General features: G+C 65.8%; 16 protein-coding genes and 1 pseudogene. 8 read left to right on the top strand and 9 right to left on the bottom strand.

The window, feature by feature from the left end; translation table 11 throughout:
* Positions 1-89: 89 nt before the first annotated feature.
* On the bottom strand, positions 90-1,118 hold the full coding sequence (locus VG543_RS04085; RefSeq protein ID WP_423177824.1) for an alpha/beta hydrolase: 1,029 nt from the start codon (positions 1,116-1,118) through the stop codon (positions 90-92).
* A gap of 321 nt (positions 1,119-1,439) precedes the next feature.
* Between VG543_RS04085 and VG543_RS04080 the strand changes: the two genes are divergently transcribed.
* Positions 1,440-1,814 (top strand): hypothetical protein, encoded by a 375-nt coding sequence (locus VG543_RS04080; protein ID WP_180877454.1) that lies wholly within the window; start codon positions 1,440-1,442, stop codon positions 1,812-1,814.
* A 73-nt stretch (positions 1,815-1,887) separates the two neighbouring features.
* On the opposite strand, the pseudogene VG543_RS04075 reads toward VG543_RS04080, so the two are convergent.
* Positions 1,888-2,035, bottom strand: a pseudogene (locus VG543_RS04075) (DUF805 domain-containing protein); the annotation flags it as partial.
* Positions 2,036-2,160: 125 nt separating this feature from the next.
* Between VG543_RS04075 and VG543_RS04070 the strand changes: the two are divergent.
* Positions 2,161-2,445, top strand: a complete 285-nt coding sequence (locus tag VG543_RS04070) for a hypothetical protein (protein WP_134968258.1) — start codon at positions 2,161-2,163, stop codon at positions 2,443-2,445.
* A 22-nt stretch (positions 2,446-2,467) separates the two neighbouring features.
* Here the strand turns inward: VG543_RS04070 and VG543_RS04065 are convergent, their stop codons facing one another.
* The 4 genes from VG543_RS04065 to VG543_RS04050 all read right to left on the bottom strand — a co-directional run bounded on the left by VG543_RS04065 (position 2,468) and on the right by VG543_RS04050 (position 9,069).
* Positions 2,468-3,745 (bottom strand): replication-associated recombination protein A, encoded by a 1,278-nt coding sequence (locus VG543_RS04065; RefSeq protein ID WP_423177822.1) that lies wholly within the window; start codon positions 3,743-3,745, stop codon positions 2,468-2,470.
* A gap of 230 nt (positions 3,746-3,975) precedes the next feature.
* Complete coding sequence (lolA, locus tag VG543_RS04060) at positions 3,976-4,614, bottom strand: outer membrane lipoprotein chaperone LolA (protein ID WP_423177820.1); 639 nt, start codon at positions 4,612-4,614, stop codon at positions 3,976-3,978.
* Between the two features lie 111 nt (positions 4,615-4,725).
* A complete protein-coding gene (locus VG543_RS04055; protein ID WP_423177818.1) occupies positions 4,726-6,669 on the bottom strand; it encodes a DUF3857 domain-containing protein in 1,944 nt (647 codons plus the stop codon).
* A gap of 39 nt (positions 6,670-6,708) precedes the next feature.
* Positions 6,709-9,069 (bottom strand): DNA translocase FtsK, encoded by a 2,361-nt coding sequence (locus VG543_RS04050; protein ID WP_134731928.1) that lies wholly within the window; start codon positions 9,067-9,069, stop codon positions 6,709-6,711.
* 233 nt (positions 9,070-9,302) lie between these two features.
* Between VG543_RS04050 and trxB the strand changes: the two genes are divergently transcribed.
* Both trxB and VG543_RS04040 read left to right on the top strand, forming a co-directional pair.
* Positions 9,303-10,274, top strand: a complete 972-nt coding sequence (gene trxB, locus VG543_RS04045) for a thioredoxin-disulfide reductase (RefSeq protein ID WP_019659647.1) — start codon at positions 9,303-9,305, stop codon at positions 10,272-10,274.
* Between the two features lie 102 nt (positions 10,275-10,376).
* Positions 10,377-11,501, top strand: coding sequence for a GNAT family N-acetyltransferase (locus VG543_RS04040; protein WP_262212177.1), 1,125 nt, complete (start codon positions 10,377-10,379; stop codon positions 11,499-11,501).
* A gap of 123 nt (positions 11,502-11,624) precedes the next feature.
* Here the strand turns inward: VG543_RS04040 and VG543_RS04035 are convergent, their stop codons facing one another.
* Complete coding sequence (locus tag VG543_RS04035; RefSeq protein ID WP_423177815.1) at positions 11,625-12,893, bottom strand: hypothetical protein; 1,269 nt, start codon at positions 12,891-12,893, stop codon at positions 11,625-11,627.
* Positions 12,894-12,965: 72 nt separating this feature from the next.
* On the opposite strand from VG543_RS04035, the gene aat reads away from it, so the two are divergent.
* The 4 genes from aat (at position 12,966) to VG543_RS04015 (ending at position 14,961) form a co-directional block, all read left to right on the top strand.
* Positions 12,966-13,706, top strand: coding sequence for a leucyl/phenylalanyl-tRNA--protein transferase (gene aat / locus VG543_RS04030; protein ID WP_423178096.1), 741 nt, complete (start codon positions 12,966-12,968; stop codon positions 13,704-13,706).
* An 86-nt stretch (positions 13,707-13,792) separates the two neighbouring features.
* Positions 13,793-14,011 (top strand): translation initiation factor IF-1, encoded by a 219-nt coding sequence (gene infA, locus VG543_RS04025; RefSeq protein ID WP_005409596.1) that lies wholly within the window; start codon positions 13,793-13,795, stop codon positions 14,009-14,011.
* Between the two features lie 171 nt (positions 14,012-14,182).
* A complete protein-coding gene (locus VG543_RS04020) occupies positions 14,183-14,455 on the top strand; it encodes a hypothetical protein (protein WP_058980068.1) in 273 nt (90 codons plus the stop codon).
* Positions 14,456-14,583: 128 nt separating this feature from the next.
* Positions 14,584-14,961 carry a hypothetical protein gene (locus VG543_RS04015; RefSeq protein ID WP_423177813.1) on the top strand — a complete coding sequence of 126 codons (378 nt, stop codon included), beginning with the start codon at positions 14,584-14,586 and terminating at the stop codon, positions 14,959-14,961.
* A 48-nt stretch (positions 14,962-15,009) separates the two neighbouring features.
* Here VG543_RS04015 and VG543_RS04010 read toward each other — a convergent pair whose 3' ends face one another.
* Together VG543_RS04010 and VG543_RS04005 are read right to left on the bottom strand one after the other, a co-directional pair.
* On the bottom strand, positions 15,010-15,297 hold the full coding sequence (locus tag VG543_RS04010) for a HigA family addiction module antitoxin (protein WP_019659640.1): 288 nt from the start codon (positions 15,295-15,297) through the stop codon (positions 15,010-15,012).
* An 8-nt stretch (positions 15,298-15,305) separates the two neighbouring features.
* The gene (locus VG543_RS04005; protein ID WP_019659639.1) at positions 15,306-15,584 is read right to left on the bottom strand and encodes a type II toxin-antitoxin system RelE/ParE family toxin; all 279 of its coding nucleotides are present in this window, start codon (positions 15,582-15,584) and stop codon (positions 15,306-15,308) included.
* Positions 15,585-15,747 lie beyond the last annotated feature (163 nt).

Raw genomic sequence — 15,747 nt, 5'->3', positions numbered from 1 at the left:
CGGCGCGGGAGTCATCGGTTGCCTGGGCCGCTGCACGCCGGCAGCCTCGCCTGGGTAGTGGGGTCGCACGGCATCGCGTGCGAAGGCATTCATTCGGCGGCGTTGTCCCCGCCACTGGGCGCGCCATCGCCGGCGCTGCGGTCGGTCACGCCGTACAGTTCATGCAGCGCGGCATGGAACGAGGCCGGCAGCATCGGGCCGTGTCCCAGCCCCGGGAACTCGCGGTACTGCACGCTCAGGCCCGGCACCTTGGCCAGCCGCTCGGACAGCTGCATCGCCGCATCCGGCGTGGCACCGCCAATGCGGCGCAGGTGCGCGACCACCCGTGGGTTGCTCAGGTCGCGCTTGCCACGATCGCCAACACGCTCGGCACCGCCCAGCATCAGCCAGAGCTTTGCCGGTTGGCCATGCACGTTCTGCACGAACTGCTGTTCCGGATCACCCAGCGCCGCGCCCTGGCTCCACCACAGCGAGGGACTGGCCGCCAGATAGGACTGGAAGGCGGCGGGGCGGGTGTAGAGCGCATTGAGCACGAACAGCCCGCCCAACGAGTGCCCCCACAGTGCTTGCTGCTGCGTATCGATGCGTGCGCGTCGCTCGACTTCCGGCTTGATGCGGCGTTCGATCACATCCAGGAAAACCGCAGCACCACCGCCAACTGCCTGGGTCGTACCGCTCTCGTCATCGGCACGGTCGATCCACGCGGTGTAGTCGCGGGTGCGCGCCCTGGAATCGATGCGCAGGTCGTTGTCGTAGCCGATCAGCACCAGCACCGGCGGCACATTGCGCGCCGCCAGTTCGGCCAGCAGCGGCTGGTCCAGGACCATGGCGACGGCGTTGCCGTCCAGCGCGTACAGCACCGGAGAGGGCACCTTGCTGGCCTTGACCGGGATCGCCAGGTTCACCCGCCAACGGCGCTGCTGGTCCGGGCTGTCCAACACGAAATGCTCGAAGCGATAGCTGGCCGCCGGCTCGTCGAGCACGGTGTGGCCGATCTTCTGCAGCGGATTGCGCTGCTGCGCATGGGCGTACGGGATAGCCAGGAGCAGACCCATCATCAAGGCGGCCATGCCGCGGGCCAGTGGACCACGGCGCAAAGGCGGGACGAAATGCTTCATCAGCGGCGGCACGAGCGGCCGATGGCCGCCGGTTCACAGGGGGCCGCAGTCTACCTTAAACGCGAATGCTTATCACATCCATCAAATGTCACACTGTGTATCACGCGCGCGATGCGTTCATTTTCCCGGTTGCGCCGGAAACACCGAATCCACTATTTTGCCGGGCAGCGGGGCGCAGGAGCGCCCTTCCCTCGCAGGGCTGCGGATGGATGGGCAATCGAGCCATCGGCCGCGCCCTGTCCCTTGCCAAACCCATCCACGCATGGCGTGGATCTGCTCACCACCACCCACGGGAATGGATCCCGTGACTGCGAGAACATCTTGAAGCGCACCGCCCTGATCGCCCTTTCCCTCGGCCTGCTTGCACCGCTGGCCGCCCATGCCGCACAGGACCTGCCAACGCTCTACCAGGCCTTTGAAGAAGCCGGCAATTCGTCACTGGGCATGGACGAACTCAACCAGACGGTGACATTCACTGCCGTGGCACTGAGCGTTTCCAGCAACCTGGCGGGCGAACCGCTGATCGAGGCCGGCGATGACCAGGGCAATGTCCTGGCCCGGCTGACCAGCGACGATGAGCAGCAGGCGGCCAAGCTGGGCGCGCTGGAAGAAGGCGCGACCTTCACCGCCAGCTGCACACTGCAGTTCAGCTCGGGCACCGATTACCTGTCCTTCGGCGATTGCACCATCAAGTAAAGATGAAGCCGGCAAAATGCCGGCTTCATTTCTTTGCCTCTGTAGCGTCGAGCCATGCTCGACTCATGCATCATCACGGCCCCGCAGGCACCGGACCATAAACGTTCTCCTGCGGCGTGCCCGGCAGCAGCGAGAAGATCATGATCACGATCCCGCCCCCCCGGCACCAGCGCCAGCGCCAGCGCCAGCAGGAACAGCCAGCCCGACTGGTTGCAGTCATGTCAACGCCATTTGACCAGCTCAGCAACATCACTACGCTAGGCAAATGAAGAGCATCTTTATCGCGTTACTCCTGACGTCCACACCGCCCTCAGCAGAACCCGGACACATAGAGCCCGGCTACATAATGGGCAGCCTCAAGGCAAACCCGTCTCCGATGCCTGCCGCACTCAAAGCAATGGATGCGAAATGGGAAATGGACTACAAAACGCTGCGCCGTTTCCTGTTAAAGGCTGGATGGGTCGCGACGCCACGCGAGTACTCTCACCCTACCGTCTACGGATTTCCCGAGGTCAATTGTGGCCAAGGTTGGCAGGCGGTGTGCTCGTCCGGCTTTCACAAAGGCAAGCAGGAAGTCTTTCTCTGGCTTCATCCAACAGACACCAACCTGATCCTAATCGGCGCAGATTGACGTATCCGCCACATGCACGGGCTCAGCGACCCTTCGCGGCCCGCGCCGCCTCACGCTCGGCGCGCAGCCGATCCAGCTTTTCCTTCAACTTGATTTCCAGCCCGCGCGGCACCGGGTTGTAATACACGCGCTCACCCATCGCATCCGGGAAACCCGTCTGGTCCAGCGCGATGCCTCCTTCGGCATCGTGGTCGTACTGGTATTCGGCGCCGTAGCCCAGCTCCTTCATCAGCTTGGTCGGCGCATTGCGCAGGTGCAGCGGCACCTCTTCGGTACCGCTCTGACGCACGTCGGCCTTGGCCTGGTTGAAGGCCGCATAGCCGGCGTTCGACTTGGCAGTGCTGGCCAGGTACAGCACCAGCTGCGCGAAGGCGAGTTCGCCTTCCGGGCTGCCGAGCCGCTCGTAGATGTCCCAGGCTTCCAGCGCCATGCTCTGCGCGCGCGGATCGGCCAGGCCGATGTCCTCGATGGCCATGCGGGTCAGTCGGCGCGCCAGATAGGACGGATCGCAGCCGCCATCGAGCATGCGGGTCAGCCAGTACAGTGCGGCGTCCGGGTTGGAACTGCGTACCGACTTGTGCAGTGCCGAGATCTGGTCGTAGAACTGCTCGCCGCCCTTGTCGAAGCGACGGGTGCGATCGGCCAGCACCTGGGTCAGGGTCTGCGGCGTAATGCGCCCCCCCTCCCCGCCCGCCAGTTCGGCGGCGATCTCCAGCAGGGTCAACGCACGGCGCACGTCACCATCGGCGGCGGTGGCGATCTCCAGCAGCAGTTCGGGTGCGACCTCGATGCGCTCTTCGCCCAAGCCGCGCTCGCGATCCCCCAGCGCACGTTCCAGCGCTTCGACGATATCGGTCGGCGAAACACCTTCCAGCACATGCACGCGGCAACGCGACAGCAGCGCCGAGTTCAGCTCGAACGATGGATTCTCGGTGGTGGCACCGACGAACAGGATGGTGCCGCGCTCGATATGCGGCAGGAACGCATCCTGCTGCGCCTTGTTGAAGCGATGTACCTCATCCACGAACAGCACGGTGCGGCGGCCTTCGGCGAAGCGTTGCGCGGCCTCGGCGAGCACCTGGCGCACCTCCGGCAGCCCGGACAGCACGGCGGAGATGGCACGGAACTCGGCATCGGAGTACTCGGCCAGCAGCAGTGACAGTGTGGTCTTGCCGCAGCCCGGCGGCCCCCACAGGATCATCGAGTGCACACGCCCGGATTCGACCGCACGGCGCAATGCGCTGTCCGGCGCCAGCAGGCGCTTCTGCCCGACCATTTCGTCCAGGGTGCGCGGGCGCATGCGCTCGGCCAGCGGGCGCAGATGTTCCCGATCAACACTCAGCAGATCGGGGCCGGGGAAGGAAGTTGAACGATGTCTTGCCACCCGCTCATTGTACCGCGCCGCCCAACGGTAGCGCCGGGCCGTGCCCGGCGGGCGGGACGCGATGTCCGGTCGTGCCGGCCGCTGGCCGGCAGATCAAAAGCGTGTCAACCAAGGTTGACACCCACCACGGCGTTTCCGCCCAGCGATCAATTACCGATAACGTCGGTGCCCTTCGGCGGGGTGAAGCTGAAGGTGCCGGCAGCAAAGCCTGGATTGCGCTTCCAGCCACTGAAGGTGATCACGGTACGCTGGCCAACCGCATCGGTGATTTCCATCTTGGCCAGGCCCTGGGCGTTGAAGCCCAGCGCGGCGTACTGGAAGCTGGCTTCGGTCTCGCGCTTCGGCGACAGCGACAGCCACTGCAGGCCATCGCGCTGCGCAGCCTCTTCGCTGACGTCGTACTGCTGTTCCAGCAGCGCCGGGTTGATCAGCGCGGTCAGCGGGCTGTTCTGCTCTTCCTTGCCCTGCTCGCGCACGGTGGCCTGCTCCAAGTCCGGCTCGTACATCCAGACTTTCTTGCCGTCAGCCACGATCAACTGCTCGTGCGGGCGCACGTATTCCCAGCGGAACAGGCGCGGCGCCGACAGGGCCACGCGGCCGCTGGTCGATTCCTTAACCCTGCCACGGCTGTCAAACACCTGCTGGCTGAACTGGCCATCCAAGCCCTTCAGGCCGCTGGTGAAGGTCTTCAGGTCGTCGCGGGCACCGGCCCAGGCGCTGCCGGCGGCGGCGCAGGCTACGGCCAGGGCGGTGGTGGCAAGAAAACGGCGGAAGCGGAAGTTCATGCGGAAATCCTGTGGGCGCGGGCGCCAGGAAAGGTGGTTGCAAGTGTGCCCGGGAAAAGATGAATGGGCGATCAGGGCGACATTATGCCGCCCTGAACGTGCATCGGCGATTCAGCCGCCCGAGCCGGGCAGCTTGCCGTACAGCACCTGCCCACGGAAGCCGCGCCGCACTTCGCGATACAGCGCGCGGAACGCCGGATAATCCTGCGGCTGGCACAATGCCTCCGGGCCGCGCACCGCATTCTGCTGCAACCGGTGGTGCACGATCACCTCCTGCCCTTCGCGGCTCCAGTCCACGCGGTACTCGCCGGCGGCGTTGGCGAATCGCTGGCTGGCCGGGATGGCGATGATCGGCGCGTTGGCCGGGAACTGCAGGCGATAGGTTTCCTCGCGCAGGCTGGCATTGCAGTAGAACGGCGTCTCGTTGGCCGGCGCAGAAGCGGTGGCGTACAGGCCACGCACCGACTCGCCACCCGGCGGGTCCGGCACGGCCATGCCGCCGGCCACGCTGAAGTCGGCGTAGTCCTCGGCCTGGAACGCCATGCGATAGCCGAAGGGCCGGGTCAGGTCGACCGGCACGCCCTGGATCTGCAGCTGCCCTCGCCCATCGAAACCAGACGAGGCCATGATCTGCTCTTCAGCGCGCGCACGGTTCTGCGCGTTGAGCTGGGAGAACTGGGCGCGCATGCCGATCTCGGCGTTCTCGCCCAGCTTCGGAATGGTCTCGCCGCGCAGGTTACCGTTGGCGTCGAAGGTAAAACGCACTTCCATCGAGGTGGCGTTGCGCTCCGGCGTGTTGGCCGGAGTACGCGCCAGCGTGGCGTCGCGGGTACGCATCACCGGGGCGCCCAGGTCACCCTCCGGCAGCTGGCCGAAGCGCGCCCACGCGGTGGTCGAATCGAGGTACAGATCGAATTCGGGGATGTAGGTGATAGCGTGGTTGAAGCGGCCCAGCACCGGAATCTTCGGCAGCGTCGGGCCGCCGCCCGCACCGATCAGCACCGGCGAGCTGGCGATGCCCTTGGCCGCCAGCAGCGCCTCGAGGATCGTCACGTGATCTTTGCAGTCGCCGTAGTGGTTGTCGAGGATGCTCTGCGCGCTGTTCGGTTCCAGGCCACCATTGCCCAGGTACACCGCCACATAGCGGATGTTCTGCGCGACCCAGCGATACAGCGCATCAGCCTGCTCGCGGCGGTCACTGATGCCGGCGGTGATCTCATCAGCCAGCGCCTGCAGCGCCGGGGTCACCTCGGCCGCCGGGCCCGCCTTGAGCTGGTAGGCGCGCCCCATCTGCGACCAGTCACGATACGTGCTGGCCATGATGTTCGGGCCGAACTCCCAGCCCGCCGCCGACCAGTTCTGCGCCGGCATCGCCTCACGACGCTGGTAACGCCAACGCCATTGCGCCTGGCCATTCTTCACTGTCGGCTGGTCACTGCCCTGCACGCCGCGGCTGTCGACGAACATCGGCAGGTTGGCTGGCGCACTCAGGGTGACCTCGGCGTCCTCGTACTCGGTGAAGACGTTGAAGGTCTCCCACAGGCCGAAATAGCCCGGGAAGTACGGCGTAGCCTGGGTGCGGCGCACCTGGTAGTACAGGCGCGTGCCCGGGGCCAGGTTCGGGAACACGATCACCCGCACCTTGCGGTCGGCATACATCGCCGCCGAGGCGCTGGAGTAGCTCTCCTGCGTGTAGATGCGGTCGGCCGGCACGTCGCGGCGCTGGCCATCGGCGGTGATGGTGTAGGCACCGAGCACTTCCAGCGTCTCCATCTTTTCGCTGTAGCTCAGCCGCACCTGGCTGAACTGCTCGACGGAGGCCTTGGTCTTGAGAAGGACTTCGTAGGTTTCGGTCTGCACATTGCCCGCGTCCGGCCGGACCTGGTAGTCGGCGCGGTAACGGACAATGCTGAAATTATTGCTGGCTTCGGTATCGCCGCTGGTGGAAGGCGGCGCCGTGGCGGGCGCGGAGGTGGCGGTTTCTGCCAGTGCCGGGCCGGCAGCCAGGAAGGCTGCCAGCGCCAGCGCCAGCGCGCTTGGTACGGGGTGAAGCATGCGTCGGTTCCTTGGACGTCGTGGGGGATACGTCGGGTCTTACTTCGGCGGCGGCGGTGCCAGCACCGTGCGGTCGCCGTTGTGCTCGGGCGGGCTGACCACGCCGGCCGCTTCCATGGCCTCGATCAGTCGCGCTGCACGGTTGTAGCCGATCTTCAGCCGGCGCTGCACGCCGGAAATCGAGGCACGGCGGGTCTCGGTGACCACCCGCAGTGCTTCGTCATACAACGGGTCGGACTCGTCGCCGGCTGCACTGGTCTCGGGCAGGCCGGTGGCACCGACGACCACGCCGTCGCCCATCGTCTGCACCTCATCCAGCACGCCGTCGACATAGTCGGCCGGGCCCATCGCCTTGAGGTGCTCGACCACGCGATGCACTTCATCGTCGGACACGAACGCACCATGCACGCGCTCGGGCAGCGCGGTGCCCGGCGGCAGGTACAGCATGTCGCCGTGGCCCAGCAGTGTTTCCGCGCCGGACTGGTCGAGGATGGTGCGCGAGTCGATCTTGGAGCTGACCTGGAAGGCGATACGGGTCGGGATGTTGGCCTTGATCAGGCCGGTGATCACGTCCACCGACGGGCGCTGCGTGGCCAGGATCAGGTGGATGCCGGCCGCACGCGCCTTCTGCGCCAGGCGCGCGATCAGCTCTTCCACCTTCTTGCCGACGATCATCATCATGTCGGCGAATTCGTCGATGAAGATGACGATGAACGGCAGCGTTTCCAGCGGACGCGGTGCCTCGCCGAGCTCCGGGTTCGGCTTGAACAGCGGATCCATCAGCGGCTGGCCCGCGTCCTGCGCTTCCTTCACCTTCTTGTTGAAGCCGGCCAGGTTGCGCACGCCCACCGCGCTCATCAGCTTGTAGCGGCGCTCCATCTCGGCCACGCACCAGCGCAGGCCGTTGGCGGCCTCCTTCATGTCGGTGACCACCGGCGCCAGCAGGTGCGGGATGCCCTGGTAAACGCTCAGTTCGAGCATCTTCGGGTCGATCATCAGCATCCGCAGGTCTTTCGGCGAGGCCTTGAACAACAGGCTCAGCACCATCGCGTTGACCGCCACCGACTTGCCCGAACCGGTGGTACCGGCCACCAGCAGATGCGGCATGCGTGCCAGGTCGGCCACGGTCGGGCGACCGGCGATGTCCTTGCCCAGCGCCAGGGTCAGCACACTCGCCGACTTGTCATATTCCTTCGAGCGCAGCAGTTCGGACAGGAAGATCATCTCGCGGGTGACATTGGGGATTTCCAGGCCGATCACCGACTTGCCCGGAATGACATCGACCACGCGCACCGACTTCACCGACAGGCCACGCGCGATGTCCTTGTCCAGCGAACTGATCTGGCTGACCTTGATACCCGGTGCTGGCTCGATCTCGAAGCGGGTGATGACCGGGCCGGGATTGGCGCCGACCACCTGCGCATCGATGCGGAAGTCCTTCAGCTTGAACTCGATCTGCCGCGACAGGGTCTCCAGCGTCTCTTCGTCGTAGCCCTTGGGCTGCGGCTTGGGATCATCCAGCAGCGCCAGCGGCGGCAGGTCCGAGCCATCACCGTTGACGCCGCGGAACATCGGAATCTGGGTATCGCGCTTGGCCCGATCACTCTTCTCGATCACCGGCTCCGGACGCGGCTCGATCTTCACCGGCTCGCGCTTGGCGCGCACCTCGGCGTCGGCCTTGCGTACTTCCTGGCGTTCCTCGCGCATCACCCGGGTCTGCTTCCACTCGGTGACTTCTTCCTTCTTGCGTTGCAGCAACGGCGCCAGCGACATCACGCCGCGGCCGATCTTCTCCATCACCGTGAACCAGGACAGCCCGGTGGCCAGGGTGATCGAGGCCAGCAGCAGCACCAGCACGAACAGGTTCGCCCCCAGCGCGCCGAAGCCCACCGTGAGCGAATTGCCGACCAGCTTGCCGAGGATGCCGCCGGCACTGGCGACATCGCCACTGAACAGGCGCACATGCAGGAAGCCGGTGCCGGCGATCAGGAAACCGACCAGACCGACCAGGCGCAGTGCCGGATCCAGGTCGTTCTCGCCCTTGCTCTCGCGCTTGAGGCCGAACATGGCGATCCACGCCAGCGCGCCGAGCACCACCGGCAGCAGGAAGGCGATGTAGCCGAACAGCTGCAGCAGCACGTCGGCGATCCAGGCGCCGGCGCGGCCGCCCAGGTTGTGCACCGGCGCAACCACGCTGCCGGTGTGCGACCAGCCCGGATCAGTCGCTGAATAGGTGAAAAGACTGGCCGCCAGATACAGCAGGGCCGGCGCGATGGCGATCAGGCCCAGGTCGCGCCAGAGGCGCTGGCGGCGTGGATTGTCGGTCGTCGCCGCCGCAGCCGTGCGACGTGACGCCTTGCTGTCGTCGGACTTGGAGCGTTCGGGGACCTGCTTCGCCACCTTAGACCATACCTTTGGAATGCGCTGTTAGTGATTGATAATAAATGAGACGGCGTCAGTTTTCAGTTATGCGACGTCCGACAGGGCAATCCGAGGGCCGAAACCACTGCTGGATGACGGCGTTCCGTTCATCGGCTTGAATCGCCCTGCCCCAGCCGCCACTCTATGACCAGCCACGGATGCTGCGCAAACATCGCCAGCGCCTTGTCCCATCTACCTTTTCGCGAGTCTACATGAGCACCAGCCTGCCCTCCCGCCACCAGCGCCTCGTCATCCTCGGTTCCGGACCGGCCGGTTGGACCGCCGCCGTCTACGCCGCCCGTGCCAACCTGAAGCCGGTCGTCATCACCGGCCTGCAGCAGGGTGGCCAGCTGATGACCACCACCGAGGTGGACAACTGGCCGGGTGACGCCCACGGCCTGATGGGCCCGGACCTGATGGCGCGCATGCAGGCGCACGCCGAGCGCTTCGAGACCGAGGTCATCTTCGACCACATCCACACCGCCGACCTGTCGCAGCGCCCGTTCAAGCTGATCGGCGACAGCCACGAGTACACCTGCGATGCGCTGATCATCGCCACCGGCGCGACCGCCAAATACCTGGGCATCCCGACCGAAGAGACCTTCAAGGGCCGCGGTGTGTCCGCCTGCGCCACCTGTGACGGCTTCTTCTACCGCGACCAGGACGTGGTCGTGGTCGGCGGTGGCAACACCGCCGTGGAAGAGGCCCTTTACCTGTCCAACATCGCCCGCAAGGTCTATCTGGTCCACCGCCGCGACACCCTGAAGGCGGAAAAGATCATGCAGGACAAGCTGTTTGCCAAGGTTGCTGCCGGCAAGATCGAGACCGTCTGGCACCACCAGGTGGAGGAAGTGCTGGGCAACGACGCCGGCGTGACCGGCGTGCGCGTGAAGTCGACGCTGGACGGCAGTACCCGTGACATCGACGCCCACGGCTTCTTCGTGGCCATCGGCCACCATCCGAATACACAGCTGTTCGACGGCCAGCTGGCGATGAACAACGGCTACCTGGAGATCCGCTCGGGCCTAGGCGGCAACGCCACCCAGACCTCGGTGGAAGGCGTATTTGCTGCCGGCGACGTGGCCGACCAGCACTACCGCCAGGCGATCACTTCGGCCGGCTTCGGCTGCATGGCCGCATTGGACGCCGAGCGCTACCTGGACGCCCAGGGCAAGGCCAGCTGAGAGGCTGACCCGCTCCTGCAGGGTCGAGCCACACCCGACTCCGGATGATAGGCCGACGCCAGTGCGTCGGCCTTTCTGTTTCATCTGCCCTATCCTTCCCCCATGCCTTCCCCCCGCTTTCTCGACTCCCTGCAGTCCATCGCCGCGACCGACTGGGATGCCCTGCACGACGGCCGCAACCCCTTCGTCAGCCACGCCTTCCTTTCCGGGCTTGAACAGCACGGTTGCCTGCGCGAGGACTGGGGCTGGCAGGCCCGGCACTTCACGCTCTGGGAAGGCAACACCCTGGTCGGCGCCATTCCGGGCTACCTGAAGACCAACTCTCACGGCGAGTTCGTGTTCGACCATGCGTGGGCCAACGCGTATGCGCGGCATGGCCGCGACTACTATCCGAAGTGGCTGGGCGCAGTACCTTACTCGCCGGTCACTGGCCCGCGGTTGTTGGCACGTCACGATTCAGGGCGCGCCGCCCTGCTTTCGGCATTGCGCGAGGCCCTGCCCGCGCTGGAGGTATCCTCGGCCCATATCAACTTCCACACCGCAGTGGACGAGGCCCTGTTCGGCGATGACTGGCTGCTGCGCGAGGACGTGCAGTTCCAGTGGCAGAACCCGGGCGACTGGGCGACATTCGAGCAGTTCCTCGGTGCGATGAACCACAAGCATCGGAAGAACATCCGCCAGGAACGGGCCAAGGTCACCCGCCAGGGCATCAGCTTCCGCGTGGTACACGGCGATGAAGCCGGCCGCGCCGACCTGCAGGCGATGTACCGCTTCTACCTGCAGACCTTCCTCGAGTACGGCAACGCCCCGGCACTGACCGAGGCCTTCCTGCGCCATCTGGCCATTTCATTGGGGCGCGGACTGGTACTGTTCCTGGCCGAACAGGACGGCGAGCCGATTGCCGGCGCGCTGTGCCTGCGCGGTGGCGACACGCTGTACGGCCGCTACTGGGGTGGCGCTACCCTGCCCGGCCTGCATTTCGAGGCCTGTTACTACCAGGGCATCGAGTACTGCCTGCGCGAAGGGCTGAGCCGTTTCGAGCCCGGCGCTCAGGGCGAGCACAAGCTGGCGCGTGGCTTCCTGCCGACGCTGGTACGCAGCCGGCACTGGGTGGCCGACGCGGATTTCGCAGAAGCACTGCAGGACTGGTGCCGGCAGGAGCGGCGGGATGTGCGGCGGTACCAGCAGGAGCTGCAGGGGCATGGGCCGTTCCGCGCAGAGCCGTAGCGTCGAGCTTGCTCGACTTGCGCGGTGCGGAAAAGCGTGCCAACCAAGGTTGGCACCTACCGGGGCAATGAGGCGTGCCAACCGACGTTGGCATCTATCAGAGCAATAGCGATGGCGCCGTGCTCATGTGCACTGCCAGAAGTGCCCGCTCACCCTGCACTTCGCACACCAGAACGTGTAGAGCATGCCGCCACTGCCCCATAGCAGCGCGCCTCCACCGGTGGTCGGCAGCGTCGAATCCAGCTGCATCACGAAGGGCATCTCCTCACCGCAATCGATGCACGCCGGATACCAGGCACTCTGCACCCAGCTCGGTGCGCCGCCCACGCGCGACAGGTTCTGCCGATGATTGGACTGTCCCCAGTCCTGCTGCCGCCAGCGCGAGGTATCCATGGCGGCCAGGCCGACCTCGGCCTGCATCAGGTCACCGCTGTCGGTCGGCGTCGCCGGCACCTCCAGACGCTGGCTGGGGTGGCAGCTGGGCAGGCCGCTGGCATCGTGGCGATAGAAACGCACGGGCGGATCTTCCCAGCCGCTGCAGTCCAGGCACAGGCCCAGCGTGATCTCACCCGCCGCGCCCGGCTGCAGCGCGGCAGCGTCGGTTCGCAGCAGGCGCTGCAGCGGTGCATGGCAGCTGCCACACAACGATTCCAGCGGCCCTCCCATCTGCCCGGCGTACTGTACCTGCCCGCCATTCCAGGTCGGGTGCAGGCGCCAGATGCGCTTGCGCCAGCTCGGTTCGTCCGCCTGCTGCGCGCGATGCTGCTCGCGGCCGAAGCGGATGTGCAGCGGCCGCTCCCCATGCAGGCGCCGCGGCTGCGGTCCGTCCGCGACGCCGGCCCAGTGCGCCCAGACCTCAGCATCCAGCGCGCCCCAGTCAGCGAGGTAGCCGCGGGCAACGGCATAGCGCTCGGGCTGCGCCGCCAGCAGCAGCGCCCTGGCCCGCGCCATCTCGCGATCGTCGTCGGCCTCAACCAGAATCTGCGCCCACTGCACGGCAATGACGGAGGGCAGGCCCTGCCATACCTGCGAAGCCAGCTGCAGCTCGTCTTCGGTGGCCAGCGCCAGCAAGGCCTCCCAGTCGTCCTGCAGCACCTGCGGCGCCTGGTAGCTGGTGAATTCGATCACGCTGGCCAGCAGTTCGCCGCGCTCGCCATCCCGATAGCGGCGCCAGGCCTCGGCACAGACCGGCACAATCGCTTCATCGCGCAGCAGATCCAGCGCCATGTCGAGAAAGGCCGAGCTGGGTGAACGCCGGGCAAGGGCCAGCAGCATCAGCGCACCGAGCTGGCCGGGCTGTTCAGTGGCCAGCGCCAGCAGCATGCCCTGGCTGTCGTTGCGCGTGCGCGGGATATCGTGCACATCGAGGATGGCGGTGATCGCGTCACTCATGCGTGGGCTCCTTGCCGTTGGACGCTGATGGTGCCAGACATCAGCGATCGCCACGACGAATACAATGACGGCATGACCCGCCAGCTGCCCTGGCGCCTGGCCGATGCGCCGGACGCTCCCTTCCCTCCGGCCGAGACCGCACTGCGCCAGCCCGATGGCCTGCTCGCGGTGGGCGGCGACCTGCATCCGGTGCGACTGCTCAACGCCTATGCCGGCGGCATCTTCCCGTGGTTCAGCGAGGGCGAGCCAATCCTGTGGTGGTCGCCAGACCCGCGCATGGTGTTCCGCACCGAGGGCGTGCACCTGTCCAGCCGCTTCCGCCGCCAGTTGCGCGGCAGCACGTGGGAGATCACCGCCGACACCGCTTTCAGTCGTGTGATGCGTGCCTGCGCCGCAGCACCGCGACCGGGCCAGGACGGTACGTGGATCAGCCCGGCGATGGTCGAGGCTTATGGCCAGCTGCACGACCTCGGCTTTGCCCATTCCTTCGAGGTCTGGGACCGGCAGACGCTGGTCGGCGGCATCTATGGGGTGGCGATCGGATCGATGTTTTTCGGCGAAAGCATGTTCAGTGGCGCCAGCGGGGGCTCCAAGGTCGCGCTGGCCGCGTTAGCGGCCACGCTTGGCGGCTGGGGCTGGCCGCTGATCGATGCCCAGGTGGAGAATCCACACCTGCTGCGGATGGGCGCCACGCATCTGCCGCGCGCGGCGTTTCTGGATCACGTGCGCCTGGCGGTGCGCGACAAGGGCCGTGAAGGCCCGTGGACGCAGGCGGTGGGACGACTGCCGGCTCGGCGTTTCGCCCGGGGTTAACACAAACTTTGCAAGCTGGGCCGGTCACGCGTAAAATACCGCGCCTTAGGCCCAGCGTGGCCGTTTTCTGAACCGCACAGGACTACATGTCGAAAGACGATTCCATCGAGTTCGAGGGCACCGTCAGCGAGACGCTGCCGAACACCACTTTCCGCGTTCGCCTGGAGAATGGGCACGAGATCATCGCCCATATCTCCGGCCGCATGCGCAAGAACTACATCCGCATCCTTACCGGTGACCGGGTCAAGGTTGAAATGACCCCGTACGACCTGACCAAGGGTCGTATCACCTACCGCATGAAGTAAGCGGTCGGCGCAGTGCGCCACTCCGACAGGGCCGGCCTCGCTGCTGGCCCTTTGTCGTGCACGGAATAAAGTCAAAGTCTCCGGGGTCGTTCGATTTTCGTCCTTGTCTGAAATCCAGCAGCGCGCGGGAACCCTAGACTCTACGCGTTCTTCACACGAGGCCTTGCGTGCATGACTTACCTGATCGTACTTGACCCGCAGTCCGTCACCAGCCGCTGCTACGCCAGCAAGGGCCCGGACGGCACCTGGTTCGGTCAGCCCTGCCTGGTCTGCACCAGCATGGACGCCTCGCATCCCTTGTACCTGGCCGTGCAGCGCGAGATATCGCACATGGGCAGTACGCTCAAGCAGCGCCTGCACATTCCGCACGAGGCGGTCGCCTTTGTCATCGAAGACGGCGGCGACCAGGGCCGGCAACAGGGGTTCCGCTCGATCGCGGCCTGATGCGCCAAAGGTCATCGTGACCGATCTCACCGTGGCGTCGGTCAGCCCTGCTTGCGGCAGATTCGCATTTGCAGCGGCGGCAGCATCCTGGGATCCGATCCAGTCCGGATCGCCGCCCCTGCCCCGCCATGAACCTGTCTTCCCTGCTGGTCCCCCTGGCTTTGTCTGCCATCACCCTGGTGGCTCCGCCCGCCCATGCCGCTGGCACCCCGCCGGCGCAATGCGTATCACTGACCGGCGAACAGCAGATCGTTCGCGCCGGCGCTGACAGGAACGTCCTGCTTCGCTCCGGTGAAGACCACTATGTGGTGCATTTCCGCAACAGCTGCCCCTCTGCCGTGCTGGCCACCCGCCTCGGCTTCAAGACCGACGGCAAGGAGGCTGACGAGCTGTGCAGCGAGGGTCGAAGCGCTCTGGACACCGGTCGCGGCAGCTGCGAGGTTGCGCGCATCGAGCCGATCGATGCCGGGCGGTTCAAGCGCGAAGCACGCCGCCGCAGCCGCTGACCCCATACTGGACAAGGGCGGCCGAAGCCGCCCTTGTCGCGAGATACGTCAACGCGTCGCGGCAACCAGCGACAACACTCTCGGTTGCGCGCGCTGCCGCGCCAACCAAAGATCGTAGCTGGATTGCAGCCCCATCCAGAAAACCGCGGTACTCACTCCCGCCATCTCCAGGCGGATAGCCAGGTCGGGACTGATGCCCGCCTTGCCGTTCAGGACCCGCGAAAGGGCCACCCGTGACATTGCCAGGCGCTCGGCCGCCTCGGTCACAGACAGATCCATTGGATCAAAGACCATTGCCTTGATCGTCTGCCCCGGATGCGGATGGTGATGAATCATGCGCGACCTCAGTGATAGTCCAGGTAATCCAGCAGCTCCACGTCGCTGCCGGTGAAACGGAAGGTAATCCGCCAGTTTCCGTTGACCCATACAGACCAATGTCCTTTCAGACCGCCCCGGAGCTTATGCAGGCGCAGTCCAGGCATGGCCAGATCCTCAGGACCCGAAGCCACATCCAGGATCGTCAGGATCATCAACACCTTGCTGGCATGACTGTGGCGGATTCCACTACTGCTGCCGGAACGGTAGAACCGCTCAAGGCCCTTGTGACGAAAACCGATGATCATTACTGTATCCTGTATCGTTCCGCGATACAAACAGGGCAGCAGCCCATCGCGACCAGAAGACAGCATTGGCACCTGCATTCCGTTCAAGCAAGGCCGCAGACGACAGGCCCACTGGAAACAACAAGGGCGGCCGAAGCCGCCCTTGTCATTCCCAGTCTTTCAC

It is taken from the genome of Stenotrophomonas sp. CASM101 (assembly GCF_049384845.1).
GTDB classification, from domain to species: domain Bacteria; phylum Pseudomonadota; class Gammaproteobacteria; order Xanthomonadales; family Xanthomonadaceae; genus Stenotrophomonas; species Stenotrophomonas hibiscicola.
This window is presented reverse-complemented; position numbering and strand designations above follow the sequence as displayed.